14 protein-coding genes are annotated in these 16,389 nt (G+C 71.9%); 7 read left to right on the forward strand and 7 right to left on the reverse strand.

Annotation, left to right across the window (positions count from 1 at the left end; genetic code table 11):
- Window positions 1-244: 244 nt before the first annotated feature.
- Both GFH49_RS30450 and GFH49_RS30455 read left to right on the forward strand, forming a co-directional pair.
- Window positions 245-1,471, forward strand: a complete 1,227-nt coding sequence (locus GFH49_RS30450) for an IS110 family RNA-guided transposase (RefSeq protein WP_155053965.1) — start codon at window positions 245-247, stop codon at window positions 1,469-1,471.
- A gap of 245 nt (window positions 1,472-1,716) precedes the next feature.
- Entirely contained in the window at window positions 1,717-3,042 is a 1,326-nt protein-coding gene (locus GFH49_RS30455) for a lipase family protein (protein WP_155059282.1), read from the forward strand.
- Between the two features lie 47 nt (window positions 3,043-3,089).
- On the opposite strand, the gene GFH49_RS30460 is transcribed toward GFH49_RS30455, so the two are convergent.
- From GFH49_RS30460 to GFH49_RS30470, 3 genes are read right to left on the reverse strand one after another with little or no spacing between them, the layout of a single operon-like run.
- Window positions 3,090-4,094, reverse strand: a complete 1,005-nt coding sequence (locus GFH49_RS30460; protein ID WP_155059283.1) for a Gfo/Idh/MocA family protein — start codon at window positions 4,092-4,094, stop codon at window positions 3,090-3,092.
- 56 nt (window positions 4,095-4,150) lie between these two features.
- Entirely contained in the window at window positions 4,151-4,927 is a 777-nt protein-coding gene (locus GFH49_RS30465) for an SDR family oxidoreductase (protein WP_155059284.1), read from the reverse strand.
- Window positions 4,928-4,943: 16 nt separating this feature from the next.
- A complete protein-coding gene (locus GFH49_RS30470) occupies window positions 4,944-6,086 on the reverse strand; it encodes a phytanoyl-CoA dioxygenase family protein (RefSeq protein WP_230396589.1) in 1,143 nt (380 codons plus the stop codon).
- A gap of 127 nt (window positions 6,087-6,213) precedes the next feature.
- Here GFH49_RS30470 and GFH49_RS30475 point away from each other — a divergent pair, with 127 nt between their 5' ends.
- The gene (locus GFH49_RS30475; RefSeq protein WP_155059286.1) at window positions 6,214-7,236 is read left to right on the forward strand and encodes a LacI family DNA-binding transcriptional regulator; all 1,023 of its coding nucleotides are present in this window, start codon (window positions 6,214-6,216) and stop codon (window positions 7,234-7,236) included.
- Here the strand turns inward: GFH49_RS30475 and GFH49_RS30480 are convergent.
- A complete protein-coding gene (locus GFH49_RS30480) occupies window positions 7,226-8,377 on the reverse strand; it encodes a Gfo/Idh/MocA family protein (RefSeq protein ID WP_155059287.1) in 1,152 nt (383 codons plus the stop codon). The two genes, GFH49_RS30475 and GFH49_RS30480, sit on opposite strands and share 11 nt — an antisense overlap.
- A gap of 142 nt (window positions 8,378-8,519) precedes the next feature.
- Between GFH49_RS30480 and GFH49_RS30485 the strand changes: the two genes are divergently transcribed.
- Together GFH49_RS30485 and GFH49_RS30490 are read left to right on the forward strand one after the other, a co-directional pair.
- On the forward strand, window positions 8,520-9,500 hold the full coding sequence (locus GFH49_RS30485) for an N-acetylglucosamine kinase (protein WP_155059288.1): 981 nt from the start codon (window positions 8,520-8,522) through the stop codon (window positions 9,498-9,500).
- Between the two features lie 56 nt (window positions 9,501-9,556).
- The gene (locus GFH49_RS30490; RefSeq protein ID WP_155059327.1) at window positions 9,557-11,746 is read left to right on the forward strand and encodes a glycoside hydrolase family 3 N-terminal domain-containing protein; all 2,190 of its coding nucleotides are present in this window, start codon (window positions 9,557-9,559) and stop codon (window positions 11,744-11,746) included.
- Here the strand turns inward: GFH49_RS30490 and GFH49_RS30495 are convergent.
- A complete protein-coding gene (locus tag GFH49_RS30495) occupies window positions 11,706-12,590 on the reverse strand; it encodes a MurR/RpiR family transcriptional regulator (protein ID WP_155059289.1) in 885 nt (294 codons plus the stop codon). The genes GFH49_RS30490 and GFH49_RS30495 overlap by 41 nt on opposite strands.
- Before the next feature lie 161 nt (window positions 12,591-12,751).
- On the opposite strand from GFH49_RS30495, the gene GFH49_RS30500 reads away from it, so the two are divergent.
- The gene (locus GFH49_RS30500; RefSeq protein WP_155059290.1) at window positions 12,752-13,516 is read left to right on the forward strand and encodes a sugar isomerase domain-containing protein; all 765 of its coding nucleotides are present in this window, start codon (window positions 12,752-12,754) and stop codon (window positions 13,514-13,516) included.
- Between the two features lie 45 nt (window positions 13,517-13,561).
- On the opposite strand, the gene GFH49_RS30505 is transcribed toward GFH49_RS30500, so the two are convergent.
- Window positions 13,562-14,140 (reverse strand): TetR/AcrR family transcriptional regulator, encoded by a 579-nt coding sequence (locus tag GFH49_RS30505; protein ID WP_155059291.1) that lies wholly within the window; start codon window positions 14,138-14,140, stop codon window positions 13,562-13,564.
- A gap of 201 nt (window positions 14,141-14,341) precedes the next feature.
- Between GFH49_RS30505 and GFH49_RS30510 the strand changes: the two genes are divergently transcribed.
- Complete coding sequence (locus GFH49_RS30510) at window positions 14,342-15,781, forward strand: MFS transporter (protein ID WP_230396590.1); 1,440 nt, start codon at window positions 14,342-14,344, stop codon at window positions 15,779-15,781.
- Between the two features lie 189 nt (window positions 15,782-15,970).
- Here GFH49_RS30510 and GFH49_RS30515 read toward each other — a convergent pair whose 3' ends face one another.
- Window positions 15,971-16,354, reverse strand: coding sequence for a hypothetical protein (locus GFH49_RS30515; RefSeq protein WP_230396591.1), 384 nt, complete (start codon window positions 16,352-16,354; stop codon window positions 15,971-15,973).
- Window positions 16,355-16,389 lie beyond the last annotated feature (35 nt).

The following is a 16,389-nucleotide window of genomic DNA, read 5'->3' on the forward strand; positions in this document are numbered from 1 at the left end:
GCCTAATGGGAGCTGCCGGGTCGGAGAGACTCGGTGCCGTAGCCGCCAGCAGGTGAGCACTTATGTCGCCGGAACCACTGTGAGTTCTGTGGTCAGACCGTGCCCCTGCTGGTTGGCCGGAAGGCCATGACCGCTGATGGGGTGGCGTGCCCGCCGAGCTGAGCGTGAGCACTGGATCCATTAGGCCGCGTGCCGTGTCTTCCGCGGGCTGCATGACCGGGAAGTACCTGACCTGGAGGATGAGTTGCTGCTGATCGGCGACGACTGGGCCGAGGACCACCACGATGTCGAAGTCCAGGACACCACCGGCCGCCGCCTCGCGACCGCAAGGTTGCCCGAGGGCGCGGACGGTATCACCAAGCTCCACGAGCTTGTGGCGAAGCATGCGGGTGAGGACCTCGTCCCCTGCGACGTGATCGTCGGGATCGAGACGGACCGCGGCACCTGGGTGCAGGCCCTGCTTGCGGCCGGCTACCGGGTCTACGCGATCAACCCTCGGCAGGTCGCCCGGTTCAAGGAGCGGTACAGCACCTCCGGCGCCAAGAGCGACAGAGGCGACGCCCACGCGCTGGCCGACATGGTCCGCATCGACCGCGACCAGCTGCGGCCCATCGCCGGCGACAGCGACCAGGCCCAGGCCGTCAAGGTCGTCGCCCGCGCCCACCAGACCCTGATCTGGGAACGCACCCGCACCTTCCAACGACTGCGCAACACGCTGCGCGAGTACTTCCCCGCAGCCCTGAACGCCTACGCGAGCCTGGAGCTGACCAGCACCGACGCGCTGGAACTGCTCATCAAGGCGCCCACCCCCCAGGCGGCGGCCAGGCTCACCCGCATCCAGATCACCGCCATCTTGGCCCGCGCCCGACGCCACAACCGGGACCAGAAGGCCGGGGCCATCCAGGCCGCCTTGCGCGAGAAGCACCTGGAACTGCCCGAGCCGGTGGCCGCCGCCTACGGGGCCACCACGACCGCCCATGCTCGTCTCCTGATCGCCCTCAACGAACAGATAGCCGCGATGGAAGAGCAGGTGAAGGCGCATTTTCTCGCGCACCCGGACGCTGAGATCTACCTCTCCATGCCCGGCATCGGAGAGATCACCGGCGCCCGGGTGCTCGCCGAGTTCGGGGACGATCCCACCCGTTACAGCTCCGCCAAGGCCCGCAAGAACTACGCCGGAACCAGCCCCGTTACCCGGGCCTCCGGCAAGAGCCACACCGTCCAGGCCCGCTACGTGCGCAACAACCGGCTCGCCGACGCGCTTCAGCGCCAGGCGTTCTCCGCCCTGCGGGCCTCACCCGGCGCCCGCCGGTACTACGACAAGCAGCGAGCCCGCGAGGCCGGCTACAACTCTGCCCTCCGCCAGGTCGGCAACAGGCTCGTCGGCATCCTCCACGGATGCCTCAAGACCCGCACCCTCTACGACGAAGCAACCGCCTGGTCGCACCACGCACAACCCCATACCGCTTGACACCAAACGACATGGGGTGTCTGACCACGGGAAATGACCCTTGTGAGAACAGAGCGTCATATTACTGAAGCGTAATAGTCCGAGGGATACCGCGAGTAACTTACGCGTGAGTAGGGTCGCGGCAATCCGCTGTGGAGCGGTCCGAGGACGCCGTGGGACGACGTGCGGCCTCGACCCCACCCTGCCCGGCCTCCCCCCCCCCACGAGGCCGGGCAGGCCGCTCCGCATGCCCCCCAGGAGGACGCATGTCTCTCGGAAGCCGCGTGCTGATAGCCGTGTCCACCGCCGCCTGCCTCGGTGCCCAGGTCCTGCCGGCCGCCGCGGCGACGGAATCGGACACCGAGGTGGTGTCCCGCGGTGTCACGATCCCCGCCTTCTACCACCCGCCGGCCTCACTTCCGGCGGCGAACGGCGCCTTGATCCGCAGTGAGCCGCTGCACCTCGCCCTGAGCCTGCCCGGCCTGACCGGACCGCTGCCGGGCAGGGCGACCCGTCTGATGTACAAGTCCACCGACTCGGGCGGTGAGCCGGTGGCCGTCACCGGCGCCTACATCGAACCCTCCGCCGCCTGGAAGGGCCCCGGTCCACGCCCGCTGGTCGCGGTGGCACCCGGCACCATGGGGCAGGGCGACCAGTGCTCGGCCTCCATGGGCCTGGAGCACCCCCTGCGGCTCAACGGCCAGACGGTGTCCGTCGGTTATGAGAATCTGGCGATCTACCGGCTTCTCGCCAGAGGCGTCGCGGTCGTCGTCACCGACTACGTCGGCCTCGGCGCGACGGACCGGCTGCACACGTACGTCAACCGCGTCGACGAGGCGCACGCGGTGCTGGACGCGGTCCGCGCGGCCCGTGCCCTCACCGGAGCGTCCGTCACCGCGGCATCGAAGGTGGGGCTGTACGGCTACAGCCAGGGCGGCGGGGCCTCGGCGGCGGCAGCCGAACTGCAGCCCTCGTACGCCCCGGAGCTGACGCTCGCGGGCACCTACGCGGGCGCCCCGCCGGCCGACCTGAGCGTGGTCACCGAGGCCATCGACGGCAGCGACCTGGCCGGGGCCCTGGGCTGGTCACTCAACGGGTTCCTGCAGTCCGACCCGGAACTGCGGCCGATCGCCGACGCGTACCTCAACGACAAGGGCCAGGCCGCGCTGAAGGACCTGTCGACGATGTGCGTCGGCGACGCGCTCTTCGGCTACGCCTTCACCAGCAGCACCAAGTGGACCAAGGACGGCCGGTCCATCACCGACATCATCCGCTCCGAGCCCAAGGTCCAGGCGTTCCTCGACGAACAGCGCATCGGCACGCTGAAACCGACCAGCCCGGTCCGTCTCGCCACCGGCACCGCGGACAACCTCGTACCGCACGGGCAGGCCCGCGATCTGGCCGCCACGTGGTGCGCGAAGGGCGTCGACGTCACCTACAAGGCGGTGGTCCTGCCCAGCCTCGGCGACGCGCTGATCAACCACTTCACCCCCCTGCTCACCGACCAGGGTTCGGCGATCTCGTGGCTGACGGACCGTCTGGCGGGCGAGCCGGCCAGGTCCAACTGCGGGAGCATGCCGGCCCAGCCGTGAGAAAAGGGGGCTCGGCGGTTCGGCCGCCGAGCCCCCTTTCCCGTACGTCAGACCGTGCGCACTTCCTCGATCGTCACCGGCCGGTGCTCGTGCAGCGACAGCGTGCACGCGTCCGCGATCCAGCCTGCCTCCAGCGCGTCCGCGATCGTGCACGGCGAGGGCCGGGAACCGGCCACGACCTCGGTGAACGCGGTGAGTTCGGCGCGGTAGGCCGCGGTGAAGCGGTCCATGAAGAAGTCGTGCGGGGTGCCGGACGGGAAGGTCACGCCGGGCTCGACCGAGCGCAGCGGAAGCTGGTCCTCCAGGCCGACGGCGATGGAGTCCGTGAAGCCGTGGAGCTCCATCCGGACGTCGTAACCCCGTGCGTTGTGGCGGGAGTTGGACACCACGGCGATGGTGCCGTCGTCCAGGGTCAGGATCGCGCCGGTCGTGTCGGCGTCGCCCGCCTCCTTGATGTAGTCGGCCCCCCGGTTGCCGCCGACGGCGTACACCTCGGTCACCTCGCGGCCGGTCACCCAGCGGATGATGTCGAAGTCGTGCACCGAGCAGTCCCGGAAGATGCCACCGGAGGCGGCGATGTACGCGGCCGGCGGTGGCGCCGGGTCGAGCGTGGTCGACCGTACGGTGTGCAGCCTGCCCAGCTCACCGGCGCGCACTGCGGCCCGTGCGGCGACGAATCCGGCGTCGAAGCGGCGGTTATAGCCGATCTGGACCGGCACGTCGCTGCCCTGGACGGCCTTCAGTACTGCGACGCCCTCGCTCATGGTCCTGGCGACGGGCTTCTCGCAGAAGACGGGAACGCCGGCCTCGACCCCGGCCAGGATCAGCGCGGGGTGGGCGTCCGTCGCCGCCGCGACGACGATGCCGTCCACGCCGGCGGCCAGCAGGGCCTCGGGCGAGTCCGCGACCTCGGCGCCGAACCGCTCCGCGGCGGCTTTGGCGGCGTCCGCGAACGGGTCGGTGACGACGAGGGAGTCGACGGTGTCGAGTCCGGAGAGGGTCTCGGCGTGGAAGGCGCCGATGCGGCCGAGGCCGAGGATGCCGATACGCATGGGGGTGTTGCTCCTTGGATGGTGCGGATTTGTTGCAGAGAGGTCTGAGGCTGCGTCTAGTCGAGTCCGCCGAGTACGTTCTGGTCCCAGTCGATCACGGACCCGGTGACCACCCCGGACCGCTCCGACAGCAGAAACACCACGAAGTCCGCGATCTCGTCCGGCTGGCCCAGCTTCCCCATCGGCAGCTTGGCGGCGGCCTCCGCACGCCAGTCGTCCCCCGCGCCGTGGAAGGCCTTCTGGGTCGCGTCCTCGCCCTCGGTCGCGGTCCAGCCGATGTTCAGGCCGTTGATCCGGATCCGGTCCCAGCGGTGGGCGTGCGCGGCGTTGCGGGTCAGGCCGACGAGCCCGGCCTTGGCGGCGACGTACGGCGCCAGGAACGGCTGCCCGCCATGGGCCGAGGACGTGATGATGTTGACGATCGTGCCGGGCGCCTTGCGCGACAGCATGTCCTCGACCGCGGCCTGCATGGTGAAGAAGGGCGCCCTGAGGTTGATCGCGATGTGCCGGTCGAACAGCTCGGGCGTCGTGTCCAGCAGCGTGCCCCGCGAGGTCAGCCCCGCCGAGTTGACCAGGCAGTCGATCCGGCCGTACGCGGCGACGACATCGCCGACGACGGTCTTCGCCTGCCCGGCGTCCGACAGGTCGGCCCGGATGAACATCGCCTTGCCGCCGCCGGCCGTCAGCTGAGCCACCAGCTCCTCGCCGGGGGCCGGGCGCCGGCCGGTGACGGCCACGACCGCCCCCGCACGGACCGCGGCCCGCGCGACGGCGGCGCCGACACCCTGGCTGCCGCCGGCCACGAGGACGACCTTGTCGTCGAGTAGTCCCATGTCTGGTCTGGTCCCTTCAGCTCGCGCGCCGCTCGGCGCCGGCCCGCAGCTCGTCACGGAGAGCCTCGGGTGTCCATGTCTCACGCACCGCCCGCCGTACGACGTCGGCCTGCGAGGGCGGGGCCAGACCGTCCACCGGCGGATCGCGGTCGAGGTCGGTGGGGAAGGGGTAGCCCTCGGCGCTCGCGGCGACGACGTTCTCCACCCAGCGCTCGCCTTCGGACCTGCGCGCCAGCAGCACGGGGAAGACGGCGTTCGCGATCGCCTCCCGGTCCACCGTCTCCATCGCCCGCCCGAACGCGGAGGACACCTGGAGGAGGTTGGCCATCCGCCGCACGTCCTGCGAGCGGTTGGTGCCGGCGGCGTGGAACAGGGCCGGGTTGAAGAAGACGGCGTCGCCCTTGGCGAGCGGGAGCTGGACGTGCCGGTCCTCGAAGCAGTCCTGGAACTCGGGCAGTCGCCACGCCAGATAGCCGGGCTCGTACGACTGCGAGTACGGCAGGTACATCGTCGGGCCGGACTCCACCGGCATGTCGCAGTGCGCGACCGCGCCCTGGAGGGTGAGCACGGGGGAGAGGCGGTGGACGTGCGCCGGGTAGCCGGCCGCCGTCTCGCCGGAGAGGAACCCGAGGTGGTAGTCCCGGTGTGCGGTCTGCGCCGCGCCGCCCGGATTGACCACGTTGACCTGTGAGGTGACCTGGTAGCCGGGGCCGAGCCAGGCCCGCGAGACGAGCGCCAGGACGTCGTTGGCGTAGTAGCCGGCGAACGCCTCGGGGTCGTACAGGGCCGCCTTCTCCAGCGCGTTCCACAGCCGGTCGTTGGCGCCGGGCTTCGCGAAGTGGTCGCCGGCGCCCGCGCCCGAGGCGCGCTGCTCGGCGATCAGGGCGTCGAAGACGGCGGTCAGCCGGTCGACGGCGTCCAGGTCCGCGAAGGCCCGCCGGCAGACGACGATGCCGGGTCCGTCGGTCAGCGCGCGCACCAGCTCGGCCTGGAGGTCCCGGCGGCTCGCGCCGAGCATCCGGTCGCTGTCGTACACCAGGACGTTCCGCTCCACGGAGGCGGCATGCGGGTAGTCGGCGGCGTCGGTCGTCCGCTCGACCAGCGTGCGGAAGGCGTCGAGGTCGCAGTCCTGCTCGGCGAGCCAGGAGGCGGAGGGCACGGAGGGCATCGTCGTCCCTTCGGTGACAGCGGCGACTCGGCGCTGTCATTCTTGTCAGTACAAACCCTTCGAACAACCAGCAGGCAGCCATCAAAAACCCCTCAGGACCACCGGAGGAGCCGTCCGCATGGGTCACCCCTTCCCGATCCGGGAGATCGCCCGTCAGGCAGGCCTGAGCGAGGCCACCGTCGACCGCGTTCTCAACGGACGGGGAGGGGTGCGCGAGAGCACCGCGCGCGAGGTCCGGCAGGCCATCGCCGATCTCGACCGGCAGCGCACCCAGGTCCGGCTGGTCGGCCGCACCTTCATGATCGACATCGTGATGCAGACACCGGAGCGGTTCTCCACCGCGGTACGCGCCGCCCTGGAGGCCGAGCTGCCGTCCCTGCACCCGGCCGTGGTGCGCTCCCGGTTCCATTTCCGGGAGACCGGCCCGGTGCGGGAGCTGACCGCGACGCTGGACCGGATCGCCCGGCGCGGCTCGCAGGGCGTGATCCTCAAGGCGCCCGACGTCCCCGAGGTCACCGCCGCCGCCACCAGGATCGCGGAGGCGGGCATCCCGGTGGTGACCCTGGTGACGGACCTGCCCGCCACGCCCCGCCTCGCCTACGTCGGCATAGACAACCGGGCCGCCGGGGCGACCGCCGCGTACCTCATGGGCCAGTGGCTCTCAGGCCGCCCCGGCAACGTGCTCACCAGCCTCAGCAGCGGGTTCTTCCGCAACGAGGAGGAGCGCGAGATGGGCTTCCGCAGTGCCATGCGCGCCCGGCACCCGGACCGCGCCCTCGTCGAGATCGCCGAGGGACAGGGGCTCGACGCCACGCAGTACGACCTCGTCCGCGCCGCCCTGGAACGCGACCCGGACATCCGCGCGGTCTACTCGATCGGCGGCGGCAACATCGCCACCCTGCGTGCCTTCGAGGACCTGGGCCGGGAGTGCGTGGTGTTCGTCGCGCACGACCTCGACCACGACAACACCCGGCTGCTGCGCGAGCACCGGCTGTCCGCCGTCCTCCACCACGACCTGCGCCAGGACATGCGCGAGGCCTGCCACATCGTGATGCGGGCCCATGGAGCGCTGCCGCCAGCGGGGCCCACCCTGCCGTCCGCGATCCAGGTCGTGACCCCGTACAACATGCCTACGGCGTGACCCAGGCACCGCTCTCGGCGGACCGCGCCATCGCGTCGAGTACGGCCGCACTGTGCACGGCGTCCGCGAGCGTCGCCCCGTACGACCTGCCCTCGGCGATCGAGCGCAGGAAGCGGTGGGCCTCGATGACCTTGAGGTCGTCGTAGCCCATGCTGTTGGCGGCGCCCGGCTGGAAGGCGGCGTACTCGCCGTCGCCGGGGCCGGCGTAGACCGTGCTGACGGGCTGGTCCTGGTACGTGGTGCCGCGGCTGACGCCCAGTTCGTTCATGCGGCGGAAGTCCCAGAAGACGGCCCCCTCGGTGCCGTGCACCTCGAAGCCGTAGTTGTTCTGCTCGCCGACCGCGACCCGGCTGGCCTCCAGGACGCCGCGGGCGCCGGAGGCGAAGCGCAGCAGGCAGCTCACATAGTCCTCGTTCTCGACCGGGCCGAGTGCGCCGCCCGTCGCGCGGGTGTGCCCGGCGGTGGCGCCGAGGGGGCGGGCCCGCTCGGGGACGAAGATCGCCGTGTCGGCGGTGACGGACGCGATGTCACCCAGCAGGAAGCGGGCCAGGTCGGCGCCGTGCGAGGCGAGGTCGCCCAGCACTCCGCTGCCGCCGCGTTCCCGCTCGTACCGCCAGGTCAGCGCCCCCTCGGGATGCGCCGCGTAGTCGCTGAAGAGCCGGATGCGGACATGCGTGACCGTGCCGATGCCGCCGGTGGCGATCAGCTCGCGGGCGGTGGCGACGGCAGGCGCGTTGCGGTAGTTGAAGCCGACCGCGCTGCGCACGCCCGCCTCGGCCACGGCGTCGGCGACCGACCGGGCGTCGGCGGCGGTGAGGCCGACCGGCTTCTCGATCCAGATGTGCTTGCCGGCCTCGGCCATCGCGACGCCGATCTCGCGGTGCAGGAAGTTCGGCGCGGTGATGCTGACCGCCTGGACGCGGGGGTCCGCGGCCACCTCGCGCCAGTCGCGGGTGGTCGAGGCGAACCCGAACTGCGCGGCGGCCTCCTCGGCCCGGCCCGGCACCTCCTCGGCGACGGTCACCAGTTCGGGACGCAGGCCCAGCGCCGGGTAGTGGTGCAGGACTCGGGCGTACGCCTGGGTGTGCACCCGGCCCATCCAGCCGAATCCGACGACGGCGACACCGAGTGCGTCCACCATGAGCCTCTCTCTGGCCTGTTCGGCCTGTTCGGCCTGTTTGGATGGTTTGGCCTCTGACACCGAGGCGGAGCGTGGGGGCGCTCCCGGCTCCTCCGGCGTCGGGGCTTGTCTCCGGCGAATGTATCAACCACCATGGTCGCCGATGGACAATATTTTGAACCGGGACCTCGTGGTGGGCCTGGACGCGGGCGGCACCCGGACACGTGCCGTCCTGGCGCCCGCCTGCGACGGTGTCCCGCGGGGCGAGGGTACCGGCGGACCGGGCAACGCCCTGACCGTACCGGTGCCGGAACTGACCGGCCATCTGGTCGAGGCCCTCGCTCAGGCCGTGCCGGAGGTGCTGCGCGCCCGGGTCGGAGCCGTCGTGGGCGGCTTCGCGGGCGCCTCGCGGACCGCCGCCGACGAGCCCGGGCGACTCAGGGCGCAGGACGCGCTCTCCGCCGCGCTGTGGCGGCTGGGCATCGCCGCGGTGTCGGTCGAGATCTACAGCGACATCGAGGCGGCGTTCGCCTCCGCGCCGGGCTTCCCCACCGACGGCCTCGCCCTGGTCGCCGGCACCGGTGCGGTAGCGGCCCGGATCACCGGACGCCGCTGCACCGCGACCGCGGGCGGTGACGGCTGGCTGCTCGGCGACGACGGCAGCGGCTTCTGGATCGGCCGCAGCGCGGTCCGGGCGGCCCTGCGCATGGCCGACGGGCGCGGCGGGCCGACCCTGCTGGCAGCCGCGGTCGGGTGCGAGCTGGGCCTCCCGGCCGAGGTGCTGCCGTACGGCGACGAGGAGTGGACCCGCGAGCGGCGCGAGGTCTACCGCATGCATGTGCTGCCCGCCGTGATGGCCCGTCCGCCGGTCCAGCTCGCGCGGTTCGCACCCCTGGTGGTGGAGGCCGCCGGCGACAAGGACGCCGTCGCTGAGGCGATCCTCCAGGAAGCGGCCGTCCGGCTGGCCGACACCCTCTGCGCGCTGGACCCGCAGCTGGGGGAGCGGATCGTGGCCACCGGAGGGCTGATCGACCCGCTGCTGACCCCCCTGGCCGACCGGCTGCCCGAGTTCACGATCGACTGGGTGGCCGACGGGTGTCTCGGAGCCGTCGCCCTGGCCCGGCTGGAGCTGGGACGGTGCTGACATACCGGGACCCGGCCGCCCCCGTCGAGGCCCGGGTCGGTGATCTGCTCGCCCGCATGACCCTGCGGGAGAAGGCCGGTCAGCTCAACCAGCGCATGTACGGCTGGGACGCCTACCGCCGCACCCCCGACGGCCGCTTCGAACTCACCGACGCCCTGCACGCCGAGACCGAGCGCTTCGCCGGACTCGGCGCCCTCTACGGGTTGCTGCGCGCCGACGCCTGGTCCGGCGTCGACCTCACGTCCGGTGCCGGTGCGGCCGACAGCGCGGCACTCGCCGATCTGGTGCAATGTCACATAGTGCAGTCCAGCCGCCTCGGTATCCCCGCACTCTTCGTCGAGGAGGTGCCGCACGGCCACATGGCCCTGGACGGCACGGTCTTCCCCGTCAACCTGGCCGTCGGCGCCACCTGGGACCCCGGACTGTACGAGCGCGCCGCCGCCCATGCCGCCGCCGGACTGCGCGCCCGCGGCGGCCATGTCGCGCTCGTCTCCGCGCTGGACATCGCCCGTGACCCGCGCTGGGGCCGCACCGAGGAGTGCTTCGGCGAGGATCCGTATCTGGCCGCCCGCCTCACCGAAGCACTCGTCCGCGGTATGCAGGGCCAGGGAGAACTCTTCGCCGCCGACAAGGCCCCCGTCGTCCTCAAGCACTTCGCCGGACAGGGCGCGACCGTCGGCGGACGCAACTCGGCCGAGTCCGAACTCGGGCCGCGTGAACTCCACGAGATCCATCTCCCCGCCGCCCGTGCCGGAGTCCGCGCCCAAGCCGCCGCCGTCATGGCCGCGTACAACGAGGTCGACGGCCTGCCCTGCGCCGGCAACCGCGCCCTGCTCCATGACCTCCTGCGCGAGCGCTGGGGTTTCGAGGGCCTGGTCATGGCGGACGGGCTGGCCGTCGACCGGCTGGCCCGGATCACCGGCGACACGGTCTCCGCGGGAGCCCTCGCCCTCAACGCCGGGGTCGATCTGAGCCTGTGGGACGACGGCTTCACGCACCTGGAGGAGGCGGTCGGACGGGGGCTGGTGAGCCTGGCGGCCCTGGACGCCGCCGTGGCGCGCGTTCTGCGCCTGAAGTTCCGGCTCGGCCTCTTCGAACAGCCCTACGGAGAACAGCCCTACGGATCAGGCAAGTCGGCGCCGCCGGACGGTCGCGAGCTGAGCACCGCCCTCGCCCGGTCCGCCGTCACCCTCCTCCACAACGACGCCGGCGTACTGCCCGTACGCCCCACGGTCTCCCGTATCGCCGTCCTGGGCCCGCACGCCGCCACCAGCGCCCACCAACTCGGCGACTACACCGCCCCGCAGCGCCCCGGAACGGGAACGAGCGTGCTCGACGGCCTGCGCCGGCTCGCCCCCGCCGGCGTCGGCCTGCGCCACGCCCGCGGCTGCGCCCTGACCGGCGACGACCGGTCCGGCATCCCCGAGGCGGTCGCCACGGCGGCCGCATCCGACCTGGCGGTGCTGGTGCTGGGCGGCAGCAGCGCCCGCACCCCCGACACCGGGTTCGCCGCCAACGGCGCCGCCGTGACGGCCGTCTCCGAGATGACGTGCGGCGAGGGCGCCGACCTCGCCGGACTACGGCTCGGCGCGGCCCAGCACGCCCTGCTGGACGCCGTCGTCGCGACCGGCACACCCACGGTGGTCGTGCTGATCCAGGGGCGCCCGCACGCCGTACCCGAGGCCGGACGCGCGGCGGCCCTGCTCACCGCCTGGTATCCGGGCCCGTGGGGCGGCGACGCGATCGCCGCGGTGCTGCTCGGGCTTGCGGAGCCGAGCGGCCGGCTCCCCGTCTCCGTTCCGCGCTCGGTCGCCCAGCTCCCCGTCTACTACAACCACAAGGACACCGAGTACGGCGGATACGTCGACGAGAGCGCCGAGCCGCTCTACTCCTTCGGGCACGGGCTGTCGTACACGACCTTCGAGTACGGCACACCACGCCTGTCGGGGCGCACGGTCGAGGTCGATGTCACCAACACCGGGGACCGGTACGGGCGTACGGTCGTGCAGGTCTATCTGCGACGCCTGATCACGTCCGTCTGGCCGCGCACCCTCGAACTGTGCGCGTTCGAGGGGGTCGGCCTCGCGCCGGGCGAGCGGCGTACGGTCACCCTGGCCCTCGGTGCCGAACTGACCGGTGTGGTCGAGATCCGCGTCGCCGAGTCGTCGCGGGCCGCGCTGAAGGCCGTACCCCTGCAGCTGACGCTCAGCGGGTGCGCCGGGACTTCACCGCGTGCTGCGGAGTGATGTGGTCGGTCAGCGCCAGGGAGGCGCTGGCCCGCTGGTAGGAGAGCTGGGCGACGCGGACGTACAGGCAGTCGATGAGGACGAGTACGGAGTGCCGGCCGCCGATGCTGCCGGTGCGGAAGCTGGTTTCCGAGGCGGCGGAGATGAGCCGGATGCCGGCGGCCTTGGCCAGCGGCGAGCGCGGATCTGAGGTGATCGCCACGGTGGTGGCGCCCCGCTGCTTCGCCAGTTCGAAGGGCTCGATGGTCTCGCGGGTGGCGCCGGAGTGCGAGATGCCGATGGCGACGTCCGCCGGGGTGAGCAGCGCGGCGGAGGTGGCCGCCGCGTGCACCTCGGTCCAGCCGCGCACCGCACAGCCGATGCGGAACAGCCGGGTCTCGGTCTCCTGGGCCACCGCGCCGCTGCCGCCCACTCCGTAGACGTCGATACGCCGGGCGCGGGCCGTGGCGCGGGCCGCGCGCTCGACGGCGTCGAGATCCATCCGGTCGATGGTCTGCTGCACCGCGCGCAGATCCGCGGTGCCGACGACCTGCACGACCCGTTCCAGGCTGTCGTCGGGGGAGATGTCGGGGCCGATCTCGGCGGTGCCCCAGTCGGAGACCTCGCCGCGGCCCCGCTCCTGGGCCAGTTCGATCAGCAGATGCTGGTAGGAGTCGAGCCCGACGGCCCGGCAGAACCGCGTCACCGTCGCCTGGGAGGTGCCGGTACGGCGCCCCAGCTCAGCGGCCGAGCAGTGGGTGACGGCGGCCGGGTCCTGAAGGATCAGCTCGCCGACCTTCCGCAGCGACCCGGCCAGCCGGGGCAGCTCGGTGCGGATCAGGGCGGTGACGTCGGTCGCAGGCATGCGGAGAAGGTACCAGCCACCGTTGAGGGGGCGATTTGAATTGCAGGACCCGTCGATGGGCGGCCACGGCCTCTCGTTGCCCGTGCGCCCCGGGGTGTGATTTATTGATTCACTTCTGACACTTGTCTGAGGTGGTTCGATCCATCAGTGGGGAGCGTCTTGTGTCCGTCGAGTCCGTGAGCGCCGAGGGCTTCGCCCGCGAGAGTACGGCCGTCCTCGACCGCATCACCGAGTCCGCCCGCGACGAGGTGACGCGCGCCGCCGAACTGATCGCCCGGTGTGTGCGCTCGGACGGCGTCATCCAGGCCTTCGGCACCGGTCACTCCCAGGCCATCGTCCTCGAACTCGCGGGCCGCGCCGGGGGGTTGGTGCCCACGAACCGGCTGAGCATCGCCGACCTCGTCCTCTACGGCGGTGACGCGCCCGGCGTCCTGGACGACCCGCTCCTGGAGCGCCGGGCAGGAGTCGCCCAGCGGATCTACGACCTCGCCGGCCCACGCCCCCAGGACCTGTTCGTCGTCATCTCCAACTCGGGCGTCAACAGCGTCGTCGTCGAGATGGCCCTGCATGCCAGGGAACAAGGCCACCGCCTCCTCGCCGTCACCTCCCTCGCCCACACCCGGGCCGTCCCCGCCGCCCACCCGAGCGGCAAGAAGCTCGCCGACATCGCCGACGTGGTCCTCGACAACGCGGCTCCCCGCGGCGACGCCCTCCTCGAACTCCCCGGCGGCGGCGCCGTGTGCGCCCTGTCCACACTCACCGGCGTGATGCTGGTCCAGATGGCCGTCGCCGAGGCCGCCTCCCTCCTCCTCTCCTCCGGCGACCGCCCGCCGGTGTACGTCTCGGCGAACGTCCCGGGCGGCTTCGAGGGCAACCTGGAGCTGGAGAAGCGGTACGCCGGCCGCATCCGGCGCACCGCGAGCTGAGGCCTTACGGAACGGGTACGGGCGCGGTGGTGACGTACGCCGCGCTCAGTCCCGGGCGCGTACGCCGTCGAGGGCGACGGTCAGCACGCGGTCGCGCTGGGACTCGTCGAGGAAGTTCGTCGCGGTGATGCCCGCGATCATCCGCAGCAGGTCGTCGAAGTCCATGTCCTTGCGTGCCTCGCCCGCCTCCTGGGCGCGCTGGAACAGCGGGCCGCCCGCCGCGTACATCGACTCCCGGCAGGCCAGGAAGATCTCCGACTCGTCGTTGAGGGCCTCACGGATGGCCCGCTTGGTGACGGTGTAGTCGACGAATCGCCGCAGCCACGAGGTCAGCGCCTCCCACGGCCCCTGGCCGGCGACCGCCACGGCGACCTGGCACAGGTCGTTCACTTCGCTCGCGTACACGCTCTCGAACAGATGGCGGCGGGTCGGGAAGTTCCGGTACAGCGTGCCGATGCCGACACCGGCCCGCCGGGCGATGTCCTCCAGGGAGGCATCCGCGCCCTGCTCGGCGAACGCCTCGCGGGCGGCGACCAGCAGCGCGTCGTAGTTGCGCGCTGCGTCCTTACGGTGCGGCCGGCGCGACGCGACGATCTCGCTGACGGGGTAGGGCTGGGCCGTCACTGCTGCCTCCCGGGGGCGACGGGTTGAAGCGGAGGTTCACCTCCGCTACAGTGGAGGGGTACCTCCACTTTAGCAGTGCGGGGCGTGTTCGCCGTGGGCGCATGACGTCACCGACGCGAAGACCCCGCACGCTCCTCCGCTCACACCGTCCGCGGTCGGCCGCTGCCGGCCGCACCCTGTTCGGATTCGGAGAGGCTCTCCATGCCCCGCAAGTCCACCCGTCTCACCTTCGCGGTCCTCGCGAGCGGTGCCGGCGTGTTCTCCATGCTGCAGTCCCTGATCGCGCCGGCCCTGCCGACCGTCCAGCACGCGCTCGACACCTCGCAGGCCACCGCGACCTGGGTGATGACGGCATATCTGCTGTCCGCCTCGATCTTCACCCCGATCCTGGGCCGCGTCGGCGACCTGATCGGCAAGAAACGCACCCTCGTCGCCGTGCTGTCCGTCGTGGCGGTCGGCTGTCTGCTCGCCGCGCTCGCGCCGACCATCGGCGTACTGATCGTCGCCCGGGTGGTCCAGGGCGTCGGCGGTGCCCTGTTCCCGCTCTCCTTCGGCATCATCCGGGACGAGTTCGCCCCCTCCCAGGTGAGCGGCAGCATCAGCAACCTGTCCGCGGTGATCGCCGCGGGCGGTGGCGTCGGCATCGTCGCGGCCGGACCGATCGTGTCCGCGCTCGGCTACCGCTGGCTGTTCTGGATCCCCGTGGCGATCGTCGCCGTCACCACGCTGATCGCCCTGCGCTATGTCCCCGAGTCGCCCAACCGGGCGGCAGGAAACGTCAATTGGCTCGGCGCCGGCCTCCTGTCGGCCTGGCTGGTGGCCCTGCTGCTGCCGCTCAGCCAGGCGAGCGTCTGGGGGTGGGGCTCGGCCCGGGTGACGGGCCTGTTCGCCGCGGCCGTCGTCCTCTTCGCGCTGTGGCTGCTCGCCGAGGCCCGGTCCCGCACGCCCCTGATCGACCTGCGGGTGATGCGGCTGCCCGCCGTGTGGACCACCAACACCGCCGCGTTGCTGTTCGGCGCGGGCATGTACGCGATCTGGTCCTTCCTCCCCGGCTTCGTACAGACTCCCGGCTCCGCCGGGTACGGCTTCGGCTCCAGCGTCACCGCCGCCGGACTGCTCATGCTGCCGATGCTGCTCGCGATGTTCTTCTCCGGCGTACTGAGTGGGCGCCTGGAACCGGTCCTGGGCGCCAAGACACTGCTCACGGCAGGTGCGGCGCTCGGTGCGCTCGCCTGCGGCTTCCTCGCCCTGTGGCATGACGAGCAGTGGCAAGTCGCCCTCGTGGCAGGCGTGTTCGGCCTCGGCATCGGACTGGCCTTCGCCTCGATGGCCAACCTGATCGTGGGCAGTGTCCCCGCCGACCAGACCGGCGCCGCGACCGGCATGAACGCCAACATCCGCACCATCGGCGGGTCCATCGGCGCCGCGGTCACCAGCGTCCTGGTCACCGGCCACCTCCAGCCCTCCGGCCTGCCCTACGAATCCGGCTACACCCACGGCTTCGCCCTGCTGGCCCTGCTCTGCCTGGCCGCGGCCCTGGCGGCCCTGCTGGTCCCGGCCCGCCGAACCGCCATCAGCCCCGCCCGGGCACGCTCCACCGAGGACCAGGCAGCAGTACCCGTACGCGTGCGTGAAAGTTGACCCGCGCGTTCCACGGAACCGGCCTCGGGAGGGTCCCCGACACCCGCTCGCGGTCGGTCGGCTCTCCTGGGTCGCGCTGGAGCTGCCGACCCCTTGGAGCGACTGCGAACGCCGGCGCGACCAGGATCACCGCAGTCGGTGTCCTCCATGCGGGCGGTTCCCTTGACGGAGCGCTTCTGGCCTCCACGCTCAATCCGCCCAGTCGAGCTGATGCTCCGGCGTCCCCACCGACCGCCCGTACGCGATCACTGCCGCACGGCCGGCCTCGTCGCCGCGTGGGTAGCGGAAGACCTTGCCCGCGAAGACGACGACACGCTCGTCGCCCGCGGTGAAGTCCGTGTACCAGCCGTTCTCCGGTTCGAGCGCGGAAGCGAGGGCGTCCGCGACGGCCGTGCTGTCGTCGGCGTCCGCTTCCCACTCGACGAACGTCCACAGATTCGGCTGTCCGTCTGTCGCGCTCGCCGAGACATCCATCCGGCGGATCCCACGCAGGCGCAGGCCCCGCGGCTGGAACCGCGCACCCGGACGGAGGCTCTCGCCGATGACGTAGCCGGTGATCACGTGTGAACTCATACCCCGAAGCTAGCCGTTGCCACTGACAGTGGCGT

This window comes from Streptomyces blattellae, assembly GCF_009709555.1.
In the GTDB taxonomy this organism is placed as follows: Bacteria; Actinomycetota; Actinomycetes; order Streptomycetales; family Streptomycetaceae; genus Streptomyces; species Streptomyces blattellae.